Annotated in this window: 19 protein-coding genes and 2 tRNA genes; 19 read left to right on the forward strand and 2 right to left on the reverse strand. The window is 41.1% G+C overall.

Going from position 1 to position 19,804, the window contains the following annotated elements; genetic code table 11:
- Positions 1-180: 180 nt before the first annotated feature.
- From spoVG to LQ188_RS25460, 19 genes are all read left to right on the forward strand, one after another.
- Complete coding sequence (gene spoVG, locus LQ188_RS25370; RefSeq protein ID WP_034316332.1) at positions 181-477, forward strand: septation regulator SpoVG; 297 nt, start codon at positions 181-183, stop codon at positions 475-477.
- Between the two features lie 637 nt (positions 478-1,114).
- On the forward strand, positions 1,115-2,488 hold the full coding sequence (gene glmU / locus LQ188_RS25375; RefSeq protein WP_101225909.1) for a bifunctional UDP-N-acetylglucosamine diphosphorylase/glucosamine-1-phosphate N-acetyltransferase GlmU: 1,374 nt from the start codon (positions 1,115-1,117) through the stop codon (positions 2,486-2,488).
- Between the two features lie 15 nt (positions 2,489-2,503).
- Positions 2,504-3,457, forward strand: a complete 954-nt coding sequence (locus LQ188_RS25380) for a ribose-phosphate diphosphokinase (RefSeq protein WP_061440331.1) — start codon at positions 2,504-2,506, stop codon at positions 3,455-3,457.
- 312 nt (positions 3,458-3,769) lie between these two features.
- Positions 3,770-4,750 (forward strand): sulfonate ABC transporter substrate-binding protein, encoded by a 981-nt coding sequence (locus LQ188_RS25385; RefSeq protein WP_230178757.1) that lies wholly within the window; start codon positions 3,770-3,772, stop codon positions 4,748-4,750.
- Positions 4,751-4,762: 12 nt separating this feature from the next.
- On the forward strand, positions 4,763-5,935 hold the full coding sequence (gene ssuD, locus LQ188_RS25390) for an FMNH2-dependent alkanesulfonate monooxygenase (RefSeq protein ID WP_230178758.1): 1,173 nt from the start codon (positions 4,763-4,765) through the stop codon (positions 5,933-5,935).
- A complete protein-coding gene (gene ssuC / locus LQ188_RS25395) occupies positions 5,901-6,683 on the forward strand; it encodes an aliphatic sulfonate ABC transporter permease SsuC (RefSeq protein WP_230178759.1) in 783 nt (260 codons plus the stop codon). Before ssuD ends, ssuC begins: the two co-directional genes overlap by 35 nt.
- A 13-nt stretch (positions 6,684-6,696) precedes the next feature.
- A complete protein-coding gene (locus LQ188_RS25400; protein ID WP_230178760.1) occupies positions 6,697-7,449 on the forward strand; it encodes an ATP-binding cassette domain-containing protein in 753 nt (250 codons plus the stop codon).
- A gap of 171 nt (positions 7,450-7,620) precedes the next feature.
- Positions 7,621-8,259 (forward strand): 50S ribosomal protein L25/general stress protein Ctc, encoded by a 639-nt coding sequence (locus LQ188_RS25405; protein WP_101225935.1) that lies wholly within the window; start codon positions 7,621-7,623, stop codon positions 8,257-8,259.
- Positions 8,260-8,517: 258 nt separating this feature from the next.
- On the forward strand, positions 8,518-9,078 hold the full coding sequence (gene pth, locus LQ188_RS25410) for an aminoacyl-tRNA hydrolase (RefSeq protein WP_101225913.1): 561 nt from the start codon (positions 8,518-8,520) through the stop codon (positions 9,076-9,078).
- A 105-nt stretch (positions 9,079-9,183) separates the two neighbouring features.
- Entirely contained in the window at positions 9,184-9,414 is a 231-nt protein-coding gene (locus LQ188_RS25415; protein WP_034316319.1) for an anti-sigma-F factor Fin family protein, read from the forward strand.
- Positions 9,415-9,574: 160 nt separating this feature from the next.
- The gene (gene mfd, locus LQ188_RS25420) at positions 9,575-13,111 is read left to right on the forward strand and encodes a transcription-repair coupling factor (protein ID WP_230178761.1); all 3,537 of its coding nucleotides are present in this window, start codon (positions 9,575-9,577) and stop codon (positions 13,109-13,111) included.
- Between the two features lie 188 nt (positions 13,112-13,299).
- Positions 13,300-13,836 (forward strand): stage V sporulation protein T, encoded by a 537-nt coding sequence (spoVT, locus tag LQ188_RS25425; RefSeq protein ID WP_063235918.1) that lies wholly within the window; start codon positions 13,300-13,302, stop codon positions 13,834-13,836.
- Positions 13,837-14,014: 178 nt separating this feature from the next.
- Entirely contained in the window at positions 14,015-15,637 is a 1,623-nt protein-coding gene (locus LQ188_RS25430) for a polysaccharide biosynthesis protein (RefSeq protein ID WP_230178762.1), read from the forward strand.
- Positions 15,630-17,102, forward strand: a complete 1,473-nt coding sequence (mazG, locus tag LQ188_RS25435; protein WP_230178763.1) for a nucleoside triphosphate pyrophosphohydrolase — start codon at positions 15,630-15,632, stop codon at positions 17,100-17,102. The genes LQ188_RS25430 and mazG overlap by 8 nt, the downstream gene beginning before the upstream one ends.
- A gap of 23 nt (positions 17,103-17,125) precedes the next feature.
- A complete protein-coding gene (locus LQ188_RS25440) occupies positions 17,126-17,389 on the forward strand; it encodes an RNA-binding S4 domain-containing protein (RefSeq protein WP_230178774.1) in 264 nt (87 codons plus the stop codon).
- 76 nt (positions 17,390-17,465) lie between these two features.
- A complete protein-coding gene (gene yabP / locus LQ188_RS25445; RefSeq protein ID WP_101225917.1) occupies positions 17,466-17,774 on the forward strand; it encodes a sporulation protein YabP in 309 nt (102 codons plus the stop codon).
- A complete protein-coding gene (gene yabQ / locus LQ188_RS25450; RefSeq protein ID WP_230178764.1) occupies positions 17,771-18,403 on the forward strand; it encodes a spore cortex biosynthesis protein YabQ in 633 nt (210 codons plus the stop codon). The genes yabP and yabQ overlap by 4 nt, the downstream gene beginning before the upstream one ends.
- A 13-nt stretch (positions 18,404-18,416) precedes the next feature.
- The gene (locus tag LQ188_RS25455; protein ID WP_101225919.1) at positions 18,417-18,803 is read left to right on the forward strand and encodes a septum formation initiator family protein; all 387 of its coding nucleotides are present in this window, start codon (positions 18,417-18,419) and stop codon (positions 18,801-18,803) included.
- A gap of 80 nt (positions 18,804-18,883) precedes the next feature.
- Positions 18,884-19,339 (forward strand): S1 domain-containing RNA-binding protein, encoded by a 456-nt coding sequence (locus LQ188_RS25460; RefSeq protein ID WP_230178765.1) that lies wholly within the window; start codon positions 18,884-18,886, stop codon positions 19,337-19,339.
- A gap of 164 nt (positions 19,340-19,503) precedes the next feature.
- On the opposite strand, the gene LQ188_RS25465 is transcribed toward LQ188_RS25460, so the two are convergent.
- A tRNA-Glu gene (locus LQ188_RS25465) sits at positions 19,504-19,575 on the reverse strand.
- A 20-nt stretch (positions 19,576-19,595) separates the two neighbouring features.
- Positions 19,596-19,669 (reverse strand) — tRNA-Met (locus tag LQ188_RS25470).
- Positions 19,670-19,804 lie beyond the last annotated feature (135 nt).

Genomic DNA, 19,804 nt, shown 5'->3' on the forward strand with positions numbered 1-19,804 from the left:
TATTTTTTTAAAGGCAATTCGTAATGGGTAATTTTCCTTTAATATAAGGGTGATTTTTAGTATTTTAAAAAACTAGGCTGAATTTTCTAAAAAAATTACAGATAATAGAAGGAGTTCACGTTTTTTTGTTGAATATGTACTTTAAGTTTTAACAACAACAAAAAGGGATGGTGAGCTTAAATGGAAGTAACTGACGTAAGATTACGCCGTGTGAATACGGACGGTCGTATGAGAGCTATCGCATCAATTACACTGGATAATGAATTTGTGGTTCATGATATTCGTGTGATCGACGGAAACAATGGTTTATTTGTAGCAATGCCAAGTAAACGAACTCCAGATGGAGAATTCCGGGATATCGCTCATCCAATCAATTCCTCGACACGCGGGAAAATTCAAGAAGCTGTCTTGACAGAATATCATCGATTGGGAGAACTTGAAACTGAATTAGAGGAAGCTGGAGCAGGTGCTTCTTAAAATAACATTACTTTTAAACTTTAAAATTATAATTCGTGCATCTAGAGCCTACTTCATAAGTAGTGCTCTTTTTTATTTATTCAAAATCGGATAAGTTTAGAACTTGTCCGCTCATCATGCAGATATTTACCCTAATGAATTTATAAACCTACGTTGTTATCTTCAAAAGTTTAAGTACCCGTCCTTTTTAATTTTTAAACCTTTTTTGTCTACCCAGATATTGAAATTCCTGTAAGTGGAATTAAAGGGATGCCACTTAATCTAGCCATCTGGTTGAAGATGAAATGATTTGGTAACCTGATTTCGGAATGGGAGTTAACAAAGGGTGAAGTATGCCCAAATGGCTTGTACATAGGGTATGGCGCACCATGATAGTGTTTTGGGATAATGGGGTTGGCTGGTGTTATAAAAGGCAGGAGACATTGTTTCTGTATTATGCTGTTAATGAAAATGACATCGACCATGATGTAAAATAATTCTCCAAGGTCCAATAATAACATTTATAACCTTGTCGAAAATCGAACTTTTTTCACCTGATCGGTTGACAATTATATGTACTTTTAATTGTTACCTTGAAAAGAATCACTATTTGAGATAATATTTTTAGTGGATAAAAAGGTGAAAATGGAGGCCTGTTATGAGTAATCGCTATGCAATAATATTGGCCGCTGGGCAAGGTACTAGGATGAAATCTAAGCTTTATAAGGTTTTGCACCCTGTTTGCGGGAAACCAATGGTACAACATGTTATCGATCAAGTCAATCAACTTCAAATAGAAGAAATTGTAACAGTCATCGGCCATGGAGCTGAAAAAGTTCAAGAACAACTTGGTGATTCATGCAAGTATGCCTTACAAGAACAGCAATTAGGTACGGCACATGCTGTAATGCAAGCGGAAAGCGTTTTATCCGTAAAAAGTGGTACGACCCTTGTTATTTGCGGTGATACGCCTCTGATTAAAGCGGAAACGATGAAAGAGCTTATAGCATTGCATGAGCAAAGTCAGGCGAAAGCAACAATCTTAACAGCATATGCAGATAACCCTGCTGGCTATGGAAGGGTCCTTCGCGGTGAAGGCGGACTTGTAGAAAAAATCGTAGAGCATAAGGATGCCTCTGATGAAGAAAGATATGTTAAGGAAATAAATACCGGTACATATTGCTTCGACAATCAAGCATTGTTTAACGCGCTGAAAAAAGTTTCAAATGAAAATGTCCAGGGAGAATATTACTTACCGGATGTTATTGAAATCTTAAAACAGGAAGGCGAAGTGGTGACGGCCTTCCAATCCAGTGATTTCGAGGAAACATTGGGTGTGAATGACCGTGTGGCTTTATCACAGGCTGAGCAGGTTTTAAGGAAACGCATCAATGAAAAGCATATGAGGAATGGTGTAACGATCATCGATCCGCTTACTACGTTCATTGAAGCGGATGTACAAATCGGGCAGGATACAGTCATTAACCCTGGGTCATTCATTAAAGGAAAAAGTATTATCGGGCAGGATTGCTTAATTGGCCCGAATACGGAAATCAGTAATTGTGAAATTGGTGATGGAACGGAAGTCCTCCAATCGGTTGTACATGAAAGCAGTATTGGAAGTTTTGTAAAAATCGGTCCATTCGCACATGTTAGACCTCAATCAGATATTAAGGATTCCGTTAAGATCGGTAATTTTGTCGAAATTAAAAAGACCGTTTTTGGCAAAGGAAGCAAGGTATCGCATTTGAGTTATATTGGTGATGCAGAGGTTGGGGAGAATGTTAATATAGGCTGCGGATCTATTACCGTGAATTACGACGGGAAAAATAAATATTTGACGAAGATTGAAGATAATGTTTTCATAGGCTGCAATTCTAATCTGGTTGCACCTGTAACGGTAGGAGAAGGAGCATATGTAGCTGCTGGGTCAACCATCACGCAAGATGTACCGCAGGATGCCCTATCCGTTGCCCGGGCTCGTCAAGTTAACAAAGAAGATTATGTAAAGAATTTGAAATTTAATAAATAACCGACGGAGGTCATCATGTCAAATCAGTATTTAGATCCTAATTTAAAAGTATTCTCTTTAAATTCAAACTTCGATTTAGCTCAGGAAATTGCTGCTGCAATCGGTGTTGAACTTGGAAAATGTAGCGTAACAAGTTTCAGTGACGGTGAAGTTCAGATTAATATTGAAGAAAGTATTCGTGGCTGTGACGTATACGTAATCCAATCAACAAGCCAACCAGTCAATGAAAATTTAATGGAACTTTTAATTATGATCGATGCTCTTAAACGTGCTTCAGCTAAAACGATCAATATTGTAATGCCATATTACGGTTATGCCCGACAAGATCGTAAAGCGCGTGCGCGTGAACCAATTACAGCTAAACTTGTCGCAAATCTTTTAGAAACGGCTGGTGCCCACCGTGTAATCACATTAGATCTTCACGCACCACAAATTCAAGGTTTCTTCGATATTCTGATTGATCACCTTGTTGCTGTTCCGATTTTAGCTGATTTCTTCAAGGAAAAAGATTTAAGTGATATCGTCATCGTTTCCCCAGATCATGGCGGTGTAACTCGTGCCCGTAAAATGGCCGATCGCCTAAAAGCGCCGATCGCCATTATCGATAAGCGCCGTCCAAGACCGAACGTGGCTGAAGTCATGAACATCATTGGTAATATTGAAGGGAAGACAGCAATACTGATTGATGACATCATCGATACTGCAGGAACTATCACACTAGCGGCCAATGCCCTTGTGGAGAATGGCGCTAAAGCAGTTTATGCTTGTTGTACACACCCAGTCCTTTCAGGTCCTGCCATCGAAAGGATTCAAAATTCAACGATCAAGGAATTGGTCGTGACTAACTCGATTGCCCTATCTGAAGATAAGAAAATCGATAAAATTGTTGGACTTTCTGTAGCACCATTGATTGCAGAGGCAATTATTCGTGTGCATGAGGAACAATCAGTCAGCACATTATTCGATTGATAACATAATAAACAAAAACACGGCGGGCCATCGGGCTCGCCGTGTTTTTGTTTAAAAGTTTCAGAAAATACTTAATTCTTAGTTGACAGATGAGAATAGTAATAATAAAATAGCTATACAAATTCAATTCATATTCATGGAATGAAAAACTGTACTAACGCAGGTACATACTGGTTAACGCCGATCGGACTACCGAAGGCTCCTTTTCACTTACCAATAAAACATTGGGCAGCATTTTGCCCTATTGTCTTATCGGTGAAGGAAAGGAGCCTTTTATTTTTATATAAATAGTTTAAGAAGGGTGTGCAGAATATGAAGAAAAAACGAAAGATATGGCTCCTATCCATTTTTAGCATCTTCATGCTGATAGTGAGTGCATGTGGGCAGGAAAAGAACAGCTCCACAAGTGCTGACGCAAAAGAATCAGAGAAAACCATCCAAATCGGTTATCAAAAATTCGGGACATTAAATATTTTAAAATCAAAAGGGAATCTGGAAACACGTTTAAAAGAAGTGGGATATACCGTCGATTGGACTGAATTCCCTGCAGGACCTCAGCTGCTTGAAGCCTTGAATGTCGGCAGCATTGATTTTGGGCACACAGGGGAGGCGCCGCCGATATTTGCACAAGCAGCCAAGGCACCACTTGTCTACATTGCCAATCAACCGGCAAACCCATCAGGAGAGGCTATAGTCGTACAAAAGGATTCACCCATTAAAAATGTGAAAGAGTTAAAGGGAAAGAAGGTTGGCTTGAATAAAGGTTCAAATGTTCATTACCTATTGGTCAAAGCGTTAGAGGAAGCAGGTCTTACTCTTGATGACATTCAGCCCGTCTACTTGCCACCGGCTGATGCGAGAGCTGCTTTTGAAGGAAACCAAATCGATGCCTGGGTAATATGGGATCCATTTTTATCAGCGGCGGAATTGGAGCTTGAAACGAAAACGATCCGGGATGGAGAAGGACTGGTTGCGAATCGAGAATTCTTCTTGGCAACTGATTCATTTGCCCGGAACGAAGAGGCTTTGAAGATCATCAAAGAAGAACTGATAAAAGTTGATAAATGGATTGAAGAAAACCCAGGGGAAGTCGCTGAGTTTTTATCTCCGGAAATTGGAATGAGTGTGGAGGCATTAGAAAAAACATTAAATAGAAAAGAATACGGACTTGAGGAGATTTCCAGTACGGTTTTGGATGATCAACAAAATATTGCCGATACATTTTACAATCTTAAATTAATTCCAAGCAAAATTAATGTTCTAGATGCATCTGCAGATGTTAAAAAAAATTAAGGGGGAAATAAAATGAAAGTATTTTGGTTTTTGCCATCACATGGGGAAAGTCGCTATTTAGGATCGACAAAGGGAGGGAGAGCGATTACACTTCCTTATTTAAAACAAATTGCACAGGCAGTTGATCATTTGGGATTTGAAGGGGCTTTGCTTCCAACGGGACGATCCTGTGAGGATGCTTGGGTAGTTGGTTCTTCATTGATTTCTGCAACGGAAAGAATGAAATTTTTAGTTGCTATCCGTCCAGGTTTAATGTCGCCAACCTTAGCTGCGCGTATGGCTTCAAGCTTCGACAGGTTGTCGAATGGCCGTCTTTTGATCAATGTTGTAACTGGGGGGGACCCGGTCGAATTGGCAGGTGATGGCGTATTTCTGAATCATGGGGAACGCTATGAGCAAACAAATGAATTTCTTGATATATGGAGAAGGGAAATGTCTGGTGAGAGTGTGGAATATGAAGGGGAGCACTTAAAGGTTGAAGGTGGAAATATTCTGTTGCCACCTGTACAAAAACCGTACCCACCGCTCTATTTCGGAGGTTCATCCGATCCAGCCATCGATATATCGGGAAAGCATATTGATGTCTACTTGACTTGGGGTGAGCCGCCGGTGCAAGTGGCTGAAAAAATTGAAAAGGTACGTAAAAAGGCAGCAGAGTACGGACGTGAAGTCAGATTCGGCATTCGCATGCATGTCATCGTAAGAGAAACGGAAGAAGAAGCTTGGCAGGCAGCGGACGAACTCATTAAATATGTGGATGATGAAATGATTGAAAATTCACAAAAGATTTTTGAACGGTTTGATTCAGTGGGACAGAAGAGGATGTCGCAACTTCATAAAGGAAGCAGGGATTCACTCGAAATCAGTCCAAACTTATGGGCGGGTGTTGGTCTAGTGCGCGGGGGCGCCGGTACAGCACTAGTCGGAAGTGCTGAAAATGTTGCCGCCAGAATGAAGGAATATGAAGAAATCGGAATAGAATCCTTTGTTTTATCCGGGTACCCTCACCTGGAAGAAGCGTATAGAGTTGCTGAATTATTATTCCCTTTGCTCCCTGTTGAACAGCAGCAAGCTCCCGTTTCAAAAGCTACGAGCCCATTCGGGGAAATACTGGCTAATGACCACTACCCTACAAAAGGAAGTGAAATTGATGATGCAGAAAAAGTTAAACAAAAAGTTCAATAGGTTCCACCTCATATCATGGCTTGTGCCCATTCTCCTTTTGGTAACTTGGCAGCTGCTGTCATTGTGGGGGATTTTGTCGGATCGGATATTGCCTGCCCCGACTGAAGTATTTCAAGCAGGTGTTGCTTTATTGGAGACAGGTGAACTTATTGATTATATCGGCATCAGTGCTCAGCGTGCCTTCATCGGCTTTTTAATAGGCGGTGTCATTGGTTTTGTACTGGGTTTATTAAATGGATTATCATCCATTGCAGAAACCTTATTCGATACATCGCTTCAGATGTTACGTAACATTCCGCATTTAGCTTTAATACCGCTGGTTATTCTATGGTTTGGTATAGAAGAAGAAGCGAAAATCTTCCTTGTCGCCCTAGGGGTTCTGTTTCCTATCTATTTAAATACATTTCATGGAGTGAAATCGGTGGATAAGGAATTAATCGAAGCGGCGAGGGTTTATGGGCTAAGTGGTTTTTCTTTATTCTGGAATGTGATCCTCCCTGCAGCCTTTCCCTCCATTTTGGTGGGTATCCGCTTCTCCCTTGGAATCATGTGGGTCACATTAATTGTAGCAGAAACTATATCTGCCAATTCCGGAATAGGATATATGGCTATGAATGCCCGGGAATTCATGAGGATGGATATTGTTGTTCTCAGTATTCTCTTATATGCCTTATTGGGAAAAATATCGGACGTTGCGGCCAAAATAATTGAAAAAAGATGCTTAAAGTGGCATCCATCATACCAATGAGGAGGTCATTTGCATGAAAAGTGGAAATTCGTTGGAGTTGCAGGGTGTAAGAAAGAATTTTGGGGAGTTTGAAGTATTAAAGGGAATGGACCTCACCTTTAAAAAAGGGGAATTCGTAGCCATTGTCGGCAAAAGTGGATGTGGAAAGAGCACATTGCTTCGTCTTGTGGCAGGACTGGAAAAGCCGACGGACGGGCAGATACTGGTGAATGGAAAGCCTTTGAATGGATTAAATAAATCGTCACGTACGATGTTTCAGGATGGAAGGCTGTTTCCTTGGAAAAAAATCCTTGAAAATATTGGTGTAGGCTTAAAAGGGGATTGGAAGCCAAGTGCTATGGAATTACTGGAGCAAGTGGGCCTTGCCGATCGAGCAAATGAGTGGCCGTCCGTTTTATCTGGAGGGCAGAAACAAAGGGTGGCATTAGCGAGGGCATTGGTGAACCAACCTGACATACTCCTCTTGGATGAGCCGTTAGGGGCATTGGATGCTTTGACTAGAATTGGCATGCAAAGGCTGATTGAGGAACTATGGAGGAAAAGGGACTTTACTGCCTTACTTGTTACACATGATGTTGAAGAAGCCGTAATGCTTGCCGATCGTGTCTTATTAATCGAAGAAGGCAAAGTCGTCATGAATAAGGAAATCAATCTGCCGAGACCGCGGAAAAAGGATAGCATTCAATATTCATCACTAGCAGCCCAAATCCTTAACCGGGTGATGCAAGTTGAGGGGGAAATGGAAAAAAAGGCGATTCACGCTTGAATCAGAGAAAAAAATGAAAAAAGTTTTTTGTAGCAAGTTCCTATGTTTACCATATGTTTATCACCTTCTTGCTCCCTTTGGATTTTACCTTTCATGTTTAATGCTTCGCCATTTAGGGAAATGTTAAATATAGAGAAACTTGCAATTCATATTCAGGAAGGCGGAGGATGTATGAGTAATATATTAGCTGCAAAAGAACGTACGGATTCAAAACACTCTAATTTAAGGAATTTGAGAGAAAGCGGCGAAATCCCTGCGATAGTATATGGCAATAAAAATGACAGTACGGCCATTTCAGTCAATAATATTGAGCTTCAAAAGACAATCAAGGAAATAGGCCGTAATGGAATCATTTCTTTGGACTTGGAAGGTAAGAATTATAAAGTCATGCTCTCTGACTATCAAAAGGATCCAATAAAGAACTCCATTTATCATGCAGACTTTTTAATTGTAGATATGTCCGCCCAATTACAGGCACAAGTACGCGTTAACCTTGTAGGTGTTTGTAAAGGCGTGAAAGACGGCGGGGTCCTTCAGCAGTCTCTTCATGAAGTGACGGTTACAGCTAAACCTAATGACATTCCTGACTCCATCGATGTTGACGTTACCGAACTTCAGGTAGGAGATACAATCTACATATCCGATATCCAAACGAATAAACAAGTTACAATCGACAACGATGGTGAAGAAGTCGTTGCATCTGTTCTGGCTCCTCGTCAGGAAGAGGAAATAAGTACAGGTGAACAGCAAGATGGCGGTATCCCTGAAAATGAAGAAGGCAGGGAAACCAAGGCATCACCAGAGTCATGATGCCGGGATTAAACAAGTGAATCGTGATATAATAGGCGTAGCTCTTAACGAGTTACGTCTTTTCAATCTCTGGATCATCCATTTAAGCCGGACCATTTTTTCGTGGTCGACTCCTTTAATAGGGTTTTTACTAATTAGTTCTCCGGTAGCTTGCAGGCAAGGTTGAAATTAGGGTACTATTTTTCTAAGGTCAATGATCTTGGAAAAACTTCGTCCCAGCGTAACTCCCTAAATAACCGTAATGACGGAGTGTGAATCATGAAAATTATTGTAGGGTTAGGGAACCCAGGTAAACAATATGAAAAAACTCGGCATAACGTCGGATTTGAAGTAATAGATGAGTTATCCAAAAGATGGTCGATCCCACTTGATCAAGCAAAGCATAAGGGGATCTATGGTGCAGGAATGGTAAAGGGAGAAAAGGTTTTATTGCTTAAACCCTTAACCTACATGAATTTGTCAGGAGAATCCATTTCGGCTGTCATGCATTTCTTTAAGGTGGATATCGCGGATGTTGTCATTATATATGATGACCTTGATTTGCCTCCAGGGAAGCTTCGCCTTCGTCAAAAAGGAAGTGCAGGCGGTCATAATGGGATAAAATCTTCAATTGCCCATTTGGGTACGCAAGAATTCAATCGAATCAGAATAGGGATTGGCCGCCCGATTGGCCGTATTCCAGTATCTGACTATGTCTTAGGGCGCTTTTCGCCTGAAGAATGGGATCATGTCGGTGCAACGATCGAAAAGAGTGCAGCTTCTTGTGAAGCCTGGTTGGAAAAACCATTTCTACAGGTAATGAACGAATATAACCAATAAGCAGAGAGTAGATATAAGTAAAGAATAATATCTTCCTGTTTCGCTGAATAAAACCCCTCTATTTTTGTACATACTAACACTATTACTAAAATAGGGGGTTACCAAATGGCTCTCCATTATCGATGCCGACATTGCGGAACTAAGCTGGGCTCAATCGAGGCACACTCACTGAGTACGGAGCAGTTAGGTTTTAATCAACTTACCGATGAAGAGCGACAAGAGATGATCGTTTATGATTCTGAAGGGGATATGCATGTAAGGGCGATATGTGAAGACTGTCATGAATCGCTGCAAAGAAACCCTGATTTATATGAAAACGATTATATTATTCATTAGCGGGAGAGGGCTTTGGACAAAATCCAAAGCATTTTTCCGTTTGTCTGGAATCCAGGGCACAAAAAAGTGCCTTTAATAAAAAGGACGCTTGGTTAAATGGCCAAGTTCTAATACAAAGAATTCAAATGTTTTTCGCACGTTAAGAGAGGGGGGAAATAAAATGAATGGATTACAGAACTTGTTCTCCAAACAAGATGATGTTCATTCGTTAATAGCCGGCATCGATGAAGGACTTAAGGAGCAAATCGTCTCTGGTCTGACAGGTTCCTCGAGATCACTATTGCTGGCTTCCGTATATGAAAAGACGAATAGGCCTATTTTATTGGTTACCCATAATTTATTGCAAGCACAAAAATTCCATGAGGACTTATCCAGTTTCATTCCCGAGGAAGAATTATATATATATCCAGCCAATGAATTGATAGCGGCTGATTTGAGTGTAGCCAGCCCGGAATTAAGGGCTCAACGTGTAGAGGCATTGAACTTTTGGGCGGAAGGAAAGAAAGGGATTGTCATTGCGCCAATTCCAGGGGTACGTCGTGTGCTTCCTCCAAAGGATATTTGGAAGAGGCATCAGCTAGCATTTAATTTAGGGGAAGACATCGAGCTTGAATCAACGCTTAATAAATTCATTGCCATGGGTTATAACCGGTCTGAAATGGTTGCTTCTCCAGGTGAATTCAGTATCAGGGGCGGCATAATCGATATTTATCCGATCACCGAACCTAATCCAATACGAATTGAATTATTCGATACCGAAATAGATTCAATAAGGACCTTTTCAAGCGAAGATCAGCGATCCATCGAGAAACTCAAGAAGGTGACGATTGGTCCCGTCAGTGAGGCTTTGCTAGAGACAGAGCATATCGAAAGAATCATAACAAGGCTCGAGAGCGGATTAAGTAAAAGCTTGAAAAAACTTAAAGACGAGAAAACTAAGGAACAGCTGGTTCAAACGATCAGTTATGAACTTGAACAGCTGAAAATGGGAAATATACCTGACAAAATCTTTAAATACTTAAGTTTAGCGTATGAGGATCCAGCTAGTTTAATAGATTATTTACCGGTAAATGGTTTGGTTTTCTTAGATGAAATCAGTAGAATCCAGGAAATCAATGATTCTTTGGAAAAGGAAGAGGCTGGGTGGTACACAGACCTTTTAAGTCAGGGACAAATTATCCATGATATAAAATTGGCTCATCCCATGCAGGAATTAATAGTGAAATCCAGCAGGCCGTTTGTATACCTTTCATTGTTTTTACGGCATGTACCGCATACGAATCCTCAGAATATCCTGAATTTTGCCAGTAAACAAATGCAAAATTTCCATGGACAGATGAATGTGTTCAAAGCTGAACTGGAACGTTGGAAAAAAGGTAAATACACAGTCGTCATACTTGGACAGGATGAAGAACGGGTAAAAAAGCTGCATTCGGTTTTGGCCGATTATGATATAGAGGCCGCAGAACTGTTTAATGCGGACAGCATTCTTCCAGGTAAAGTACAGATTTTACGCGGCAGTCTGAATAGCGGCTTTGAATTACCTATGCAAAAATTCAGTATCATAACGGAAACGGAATTGTTCAATAAGAAGTCAAAGAAATCAATACGGAGACAGAAACTATCGAATGCGGAGCGAATCAAAAGTTATTCCGAACTGAAGATCGGTGACTATGTCGTTCATGTTAACCACGGAATCGGTAAATACTTGGGTATTGAGACCCTTACGATCAACGGGGTCCATAAAGATTACCTGAATATTCGTTATCAAGCGGATGACAAATTGTATGTTCCTGTCGACCAGATTGATCTTGTCCAAAAATATGTCGGTTCTGAAGGAAAGGAACCGAAGCTTTATAAGCTAGGCGGAACGGAATGGAAACGTGTCAAAAGCAAGGTTCAATCATCCGTTGAGAATATTGCCGATGATTTAATCAAGTTATACGCAGAAAGAGAAGCGGCAAAGGGCTATGCCTTTTCACCTGATGGTGATATGCAGAGGGAATTCGAAACATCATTCGCTTATAACGAAACGGAAGATCAATTACGTTCCATCGTCGAAATCAAAAAGGATATGGAACGGGAACGGCCGATGGATCGTTTATTATGCGGTGATGTTGGATATGGGAAGACAGAGGTGGCCATCCGGGCCGCTTTTAAAGCCATAATGGATGGCAAGCAAGTTGCATTTCTTGTTCCGACCACAATCCTCGCCCAGCAGCATTATGAAACATTAAGGGAGCGTTTTCAAGATTATCCGATTTCGATTGGTCATATGAGCCGTTTCCGGACTAAAAAACAGCAAACCGAGACGATTAAAGGATTGAAGGCCGGCACGGTGGATATTGTGGTTGGTACGCATAGGATTTTATCCAAAGATATCGTGTACCGCGATTTGGGATTGCTAATCATTGATGAAGAACAGCGCTTTGGCGTTACACATAAGGAAAAGATCAAACGGTTAAAAACTAATGTGGATGTACTGACTTTGACTGCGACGCCGATTCCAAGAACCCTTCATATGTCCATGTTGGGCGTGAGGGATTTGTCCGTCATCGAAACACCGCCTGAGAACCGGTTCCCGATCCAAACTTATGTCATGGAGTATAATGGCTCGTTGGTAACGGAAGCGATAGAACGGGAATTGGCCAGGGATGGTCAGGTTTACTTCCTTTACAATCGGGTAGAGGATATAGCAAGAAAAGCAGAAGAAATTTCCATGCTTGTGCCCGATGCCCGTGTCACCTATGCTCATGGGCAAATGACTGAGCAAGAACTGGAATCCGTCATGTTCAGCTTTTTAGAAGGCGAATATGATGTTTTGGTGAGTACAACCATTATAGAGACGGGTGTTGATATCCCGAATGTCAATACGCTTATCGTGAATGAAGCGGATAGAATGGGACTTTCACAGCTCTATCAGCTGCGTGGGCGTGTAGGACGATCCAATCGGGTGGCATATGCATTCTTCACTTATAGGAAAGATAAAGTGTTGACTGAAGTGGCAGAAAAACGTCTTCAATCCATTAAGGAATTTACAGAATTGGGTTCAGGGTTCAAAATCGCGATGCGTGATTTATCCATCAGGGGAGCTGGAAACATCTTGGGGGCTCAACAACATGGCTTCATCGATTCAGTCGGTTTTGATCTGTATTCACAAATGCTGAAAGAAGCGGTAGATGCGAAACGTAATGACCAGCCAGCCGAAGAAAAGAACACCCTTGAAATTGATGTTGAAGTGGATGCTTATATCCCTGATGCCTACATAATGGATGGACATCAGAAAATAGAAATGTATAAAAGGTTCAGAGGTATTGCTTCGCTTGAAGAAGTGGAAGAATTACAGGATGAAATGATCGATCGTTTCGGAGAGTATCCAGACGAAGTTTCCTTTTTATTCATGATTGCCGAAATGAAGGTATATGCTGAAAAGGCCGGAATTGAAAGCATTAAACAATTAAAGCAGGAAATCAGCATTATCCTTAGGGAAAAGGTCAGCAGCGATGTGGATGGACAAAAGGTGTTCGAGCTGGGATCGAAGTATGGCCGTATGGTCGGCTTCGGCATGGACGGCAATAGAATGAAGCTGGTCCTGCACATAAAGGGCGTAGAACAAAGCAAATGGCTTAATATCTTATTTGAGATGACCAAGGGTTTACAGTATGTAAAAAAAGAGACTCAAGCCACAAAAAACTAAAATTGAATGATAGTCCTCTTGAAGAAATTTTTTTAGGTACCATGGTAAAAAAATGCAACAAAAAGAAAAATTTTTTCAAAGTGCATAGAACTTACCATTAGAAAAATACTAAGTACAATAGCTGGTGATGATTTTGCTACAAAATGAGGATTTATCAAATCAATTAGATGAAAGTGAGGCAACATTAGATGAAAGCAACTGGTATCGTTCGCCGAATTGATGATTTAGGAAGAGTCGTCATCCCGAAAGAAATTCGCAGGACCCTCCGTATCCGTGAAGGAGATCCACTGGAAATATTTGTGGATAGGGATGGGGAAGTCATCCTTAAGAAATACTCTCCTATTAGTGAATTAGGCGATTTTGCTAGGGAATATGCAGAAGCACTTTATGATAGCCTTGGAAATCCAGTTATGATTTGTGATAGGGATACTTACATTGCAGTGGCAGGCGGCTCCAAAAAAGAATACTTAAATAAAAGCGTTAGTGAACTAGTGGAAAAAATCATGGAAGAAAGAAATCCTGTCCTGGAGTCTCCAAATGGACAAATTTCATTCGTTGATTCCAATGATGAAGAGGTCCAATCTTATACTGCAGCTCCGATCATTGCGAGTGGCGACCCGATTGGTGCCGTCTTGATTTTCTCTAAAGATAGTACCATTGGTGAAGTGGAACAGAAATCGGTTGAAACAGCAGCAAGTTTCCTAGCTAGACAAATGGAACAGTAACCTTGGACATGCCATTATATTTTTAAAGGTGGAAAGGGCAGCAATCGCGCTGTCCTTTTTGCAATTTCTAAAAAAGAAGTGGATATGGAAATTAATTAACAGTATGGCTGGAATTGAAAAATAACCATTAGAATTATGCTATAATAACTACCACATATGAGTGAAAAGGGGAAAAAGAATGGCTGAAAAGCCTAATAAAACATCAAATGAACTTTTTCGAGGTGCGCTGATTTTGAGCGCAGCTGCGATTATCGTAAAAGTATTGAGTGCGGCCTATCGCATTCCTTATCAGAACATTGCGGGTGACATCGGGTTTTATATCTATCAACAGGTCTACCCCTTCTACGGTGTTGCTTTTACATTATCAACACTCGGCTTTCCGGTAGTCATATCCAAACTTATTGCTGAACGGGAGTCTTCCAAAAATAACTTTGCGGTCAATGACATTTTAATGACATCATTCGTCGTCTTAAGCTCGATAGGAGTCATGATGTTTGCTGCACTGTTCCTTGGCGCTGATTGGATAGCAGGATGGATGAAGGATCCGCGTTTAGCCGGTCTGCTGAGAATCGTTGCCTATTCATATCTATTAATGCCGATTTCATCTGTTTTACGAGGTTATTTTCAAGGAATAAACGACATGTTACCGACAGCAAGTTCGCAGGTCGCTGAACAATGCATCCGTGTGTTGACGATACTGGTTCTTTCAACAATATTCGTGAATCAGGGCTACTCTCCTTATGGGGTCGGCAAGGGGGCGGTCCTCGGTTCGATAACCGGCGGCATGACCGGCCTGGTACTGCTTATTGCTTTCGTTATTTTAAGAGAAGAATGGAAGCTTTTTTTACGGATGAGAATCAAACCGGTAAATTTCATCAAAATCTCCAAAGTCCTGGTTTTCCAAGGGTTGGCCTTTTGTATAACTGGCTTGATCCTTATCTTGTTTCAGTTTGTCGATTCCCTGCACCTATATTCCCTACTAAGGGAAACGGGGATGGGGGAAAAGGAAGCCAAGGAATGGAAAGGGGTATATGACCGGGGACAGCCTTTGCTTCAGCTAGGTACAGTCGTGGCTAATTCTTTTGCATTGGCACTGGTACCTGTAATATCCGGATTCGTTCAGAGGAAAAGTGAACATGAATTATTGAATAAAATCAAATTGGCGCTTCGTGTAAGCGCGACGATAGGACTCGCAGCTGCGATCGGGCTGGTGGTGACGATGGAGCCTGTCAATCATATGCTGTTCACGGATGTTAAAGGGACCATTACTTTAGCAATTTTCTCTTTATCGATTTTATTCACATCCGTCATAATGGCAGAAGCGGCAGTGATTCAAAGCTTAGGCTATTCGTTCATACCGGTGATCATTACGCTTGTGGGTGTGGTCAGCAAGTGGGCTTTGAACCTTGTCCTGGTGCCTCATTACAAAATCGCGGGAGCAGCCTCGGCAACAGTGCTTGCATTTATGATCATGTCTGTATTATTTTATGTGGTATTGAGAGTGCATATTAAAAAGACATTAATTGAAAAGAAGCACGTGTTAATAATCTTGAAGAGTACGGTTTACATGGGTACGGCGGTTGTTATATTCAATGGCTTATTCGAATTGATGTCCTCAGGCGAGAGCCGGTTGTTAGCTACGATTCAAGCTTTGACCGGTGTAGGGATCGGTGCAGCCGTTTTTGTGATGACCGCCATTCGTTCAGGCTTATTTGGTGAAGAAGAACTTGCACTTATACCTGCAGGTTCAAAGCTTAAACGATTTATTATAACGAATAGGAGTATACGAAATCATGAATGAGATTACGATAATAGGCCTTGGTGCAGGGGATTTAGATCAGCTTCCACTAGGAATTTATAAAAAATTGCTGCAAACAGAACAATGCTTCATCAGAACTATTGATCATCCGGTTATCTGGGATTTGAAAAAGGAAGGAATCAATTTCACGGCGTTTGACGGGATATATGAAAAGCACGACCAATTTGAAGCGGTATATGAAGAAATTGCCGGAACATTATTACAAGAGGCTTCAAACCGTTCCGTTCTTTACGCAGTTCCGGGGCATCCTATGGTAGCGGAAAAAACGGTTCAGCTTTTGCTCGAAAAGGGTCCGGCTCTTGGAATAGCCATTAAGCTGGAAGGCGGGCAAAGTTTCCTTGATCCCTTGTTTCAGGCTGTTAAAATCGATCCGATTGAAGGGTTCCAGCTATTGGATGGAACAGATCTTTCACCAGATGATTTGCACATTACCCAGCATATGATAATCGGACAGGTGTATGACGCATTCAGTGCGTCCAATGTGAAGCTGACTTTAATGGAAAAGCTACCGGATGACTACGAGGTATATATCGTTACAGCGGCAGGAAGCAGTCAGGAAAAAGTGACAAGATGCGCTCTGTTCGAGCTCGACCGTCAGATGGAGTTAAGTAACTTGACGAGTGTTTATGTCCCGCCTGTTAGGGAAGAAGCTTTACGATACAGGGAGTTTTCTAAGCTGCGGCAGGTCATCGCAGAACTTAGAGGTCCTGACGGATGTCCTTGGGATAAGAAACAAACTCATGAAAGCTTGAAGAAATATCTAATAGAAGAGGCATATGAGCTGATTGATTCCATCGATGAAGAGGACGATGAGGGCATGGTTGGTGAACTTGGGGATGTCCTGCTTCAAGTGATGCTTCATTCACAAATCGGTGAAGATGAGGGCATGTTCACGATAGACGATGTGATTGAAGGCATTACGGCGAAAATGATTCGACGCCACCCTCATGTATTCGGAGATGTTGAAGTGAACGGCGAGGAAGATGTATTAGTGAACTGGCAGAAAATCAAAGAGAATGAAAAAGGGAGCGAAACAAAAGCATCGCAATCCATACTTGATGGGATTGAGAAATCGCTGCCAAACTTACTTCGGGCCGAAGAGTACCAAAAAAGGGCTGCGAAGGTTGGATTCGATTGGGATGAGGTTTCCGAAGCCTGGAAAAAGGTCAGGGAAGAAGTGCAGGAATTGGAAGCTGAAATATTAAGCCCGAAAATGGATGTCGAAAGAATAAAATCAGAGCTGGGCGACCTCTTTTTTGCGCTTGTCAACATTTCACGTTATTATGACATACAAGCGGAAGAAGCCGTCTACAAAGCAAACCAGAAATTCCACCGGCGTTTTACATATATAGAAGAGTGCATTCAAAGGGCAGACAAAAAGTTTGAGGATTATACATTGGAAGAACTGGATTCATATTGGGATGAAGCAAAAGCTAAAGGACTTTAATTAAGGGAGAGATTTTAATGTCGATGAGATTGGATAAATTCCTAAAAGTTTCAAGATTGATCAAGCGCCGCACACTTGCGAAAGAGGTTGCCGATAAAGGGAGAATCACGATTAACGGACAACAGGCCAAAGCAAGTTCAAATGTGAAAGATGGCGATGAATTGACTGTACGATTCGGTCAAAAGCTCGTTACGGTACGTGTTGATAAAATTCAAGAAACGACCAAAAAAGAAGCGGCTGCAGATATGTATACCATCGTAAAGGAAGAAAAGCTAGCGGTGGAGTAAGGACAGGCTTGGTTCTAATTCCGCTCTTACGGACATACACTTGTACAAAATCAGTGGTACTGTGAGGGATGAAAAAATGAGCCAATATAATGATCCGAATGCTGGTTACACAAAGGGAACGACCCAAGAGCACGATGTAACGATGAAAGGCCGCCGTTTGCTTGATATTACCGGTGTCAAACAAGTTGAAAGTTTTGATAATGAGGAGTTTCTGCTCGAAACTGTAATGGGATTCTTATCTATCCGGGGCCAAAACTTGCAAATGAAGAATTTAGACGTTGATAAAGGCATCGTCTCCATTAAGGGAAAGATTTTCGACCTTGTTTATTTAGATGAGCAATCAGGGGAGAAAGCTAAAGGCTTCTTTGGCAAATTGTTCAAATGACCTTAACGATTCAATTTTATACGTTGCTTGCGATGATAGGCATGGGCAGTGGCTTTGGAGCTGCCCTGGATACGTATAACCGGTTCCTGAAACGATCAGAAAGGAAAAGGTGGATTGTATTCATCCATGACTTCCTTTTCTGGATCATTCAGGGTCTCCTTATTTTTTATGTTTTGTTTTTAGTGAATGAGGGAGAGTTTCGCCTTTATTTATTTTTGGCCTTATTATGCGGTTTTTCAGCTTATCAAGCACTTTTCAAAGGCTTCTATCAACGTTTTTTAGAGTTTTTGATAATACTTGTGATAAAGTTGGCGAGATTTATAACGAATTCGGTTCACATGCTGATATTTGTTCCGATAAAATGGGTAATAGTATCTGTAATAGCCATTATCTTCGGGATATGTAAGTTCGTTTTAGCATTATTAAAATGGGCGGGGAAAATACTTCTTTTCATTTTGAATATTTTCTGGAGGCCATTAAAATGGATTTTGATCTATATATGGAATTTATTGCCGGTTTTTGTTACGAAAAACGTCGGGAAGTTTTATAATAAAGGAAAAGGGATTTTATTGAAAATAAAGAATTCTATATTTAGAACGCTAAATAGATGGAGAAATAAAAAGAAATGAGGAGCGATAAAAAATGAGTAGCCTGCGTAAAAGGAAAGTGGCAAAAATAGAAAATCCCTACGTCGCTCAACAAGAGAAAAAAGTACAAACCGTAGAAAAAAAGAAGCGTGGTCTAATGCGTAGATTAACTCTTTACTCAGTTTTCGCCGCTGTCTTTTTGATTTTTGCCGTTTCCACCCTCATAACGCAAAATGTTGCACTGGATGAGAAAGTACAACAGAAGGAAGAATTGAAGGGAAAGTTAGCTGAATTGAAAAAAGACGAGACCCTTCTTAAAGAAGAAATCGTAAAGCTTAATGACGACGACTATATAGCGAAAATAGCCAGACGGGATTATTTCTTATCTGAAAAAGGCGAAATCATATTTACCCTTCCAAAAGGGAAGGAAGATAGTGACTAATATTGACACTGTTTTTTTACTTTCGTTATAATATAGAGTGAAGAGATTTTTTAACATTTCTAAGGAGGAACATTTTTTTTATGTCAATCGAAGTAGGCAGCAAGTTACAAGGTAAAGTAACAGGCATAACTAATTTTGGTGCATTTGTAGAGCTACCTCAAGGTTCAACCGGTCTTGTCCATATCAGTGAAGTGGCTGATAACTATGTCAAGGATATCAATGATCATTTAAAAGTGGGCGATACAGTTGAGGTGAAAGTCATCAATGTTAAAGATGGCAAGATTGGCTTGTCCATAAAAAAAGCGGTAGACCGTCCTGAAGCTGAGCAAAAACCTGCATACACACCACGTCCGCGCCAAGGAAGAGGGAATGACAGCCGTTCCAAAGACTTCCGCTCGAAAGGTAATGGTTTCCAACCGAAGGAAAACTTTGAGCAAAAAATGGCTAAATTCTTAAAAGATAGCGAAGACCGCTTAACGACCCTTAAACGTAGCACCGAAACGAAACGGGGAGGTCGAGGAGGAAGACGCGGATAAAACTGCTGCTGAAAATAATAGTTTAGCAACTTTTCCTGTGAAATTATTCATAGTGTAGATAAAGGCAAGCTTGCCGGCTTGTCTTCTTTTAATTATCAACAACATAAAAAAAGCGCCTCTTTACACTTACTGAGATAGGTGTAAAGAGGCGCTTTTGTATTTGATGACCCGTACGGGATTCGAACCCGTGTTACCGCCGTGAAAGGGCGGTGTCTTAACCGCTTGACCAACGGGCCATTATTTTCATGAAAAAAGATAGCGGCAGAGGGGATCGAACCCCCGACCTCACGGGTATGAACCGTACGCTCTAGCCAGCTGAGCTACGCCGCCATAATGATAAGTGCTACTGAAGCACAAGTTATATCTTACATTCGTGAAGAATAAATGTCAACAAAAAAAATAAAGTTTGTCGGTTTCCATTTCCTGATTATTTATTCGTGTTATTTTCCGCAAAAATAACCTAAA

This window comes from Peribacillus sp. Bi134 (assembly GCF_918698065.1).
Lineage (GTDB): Bacteria > Bacillota > Bacilli > Bacillales > DSM-1321 > Peribacillus.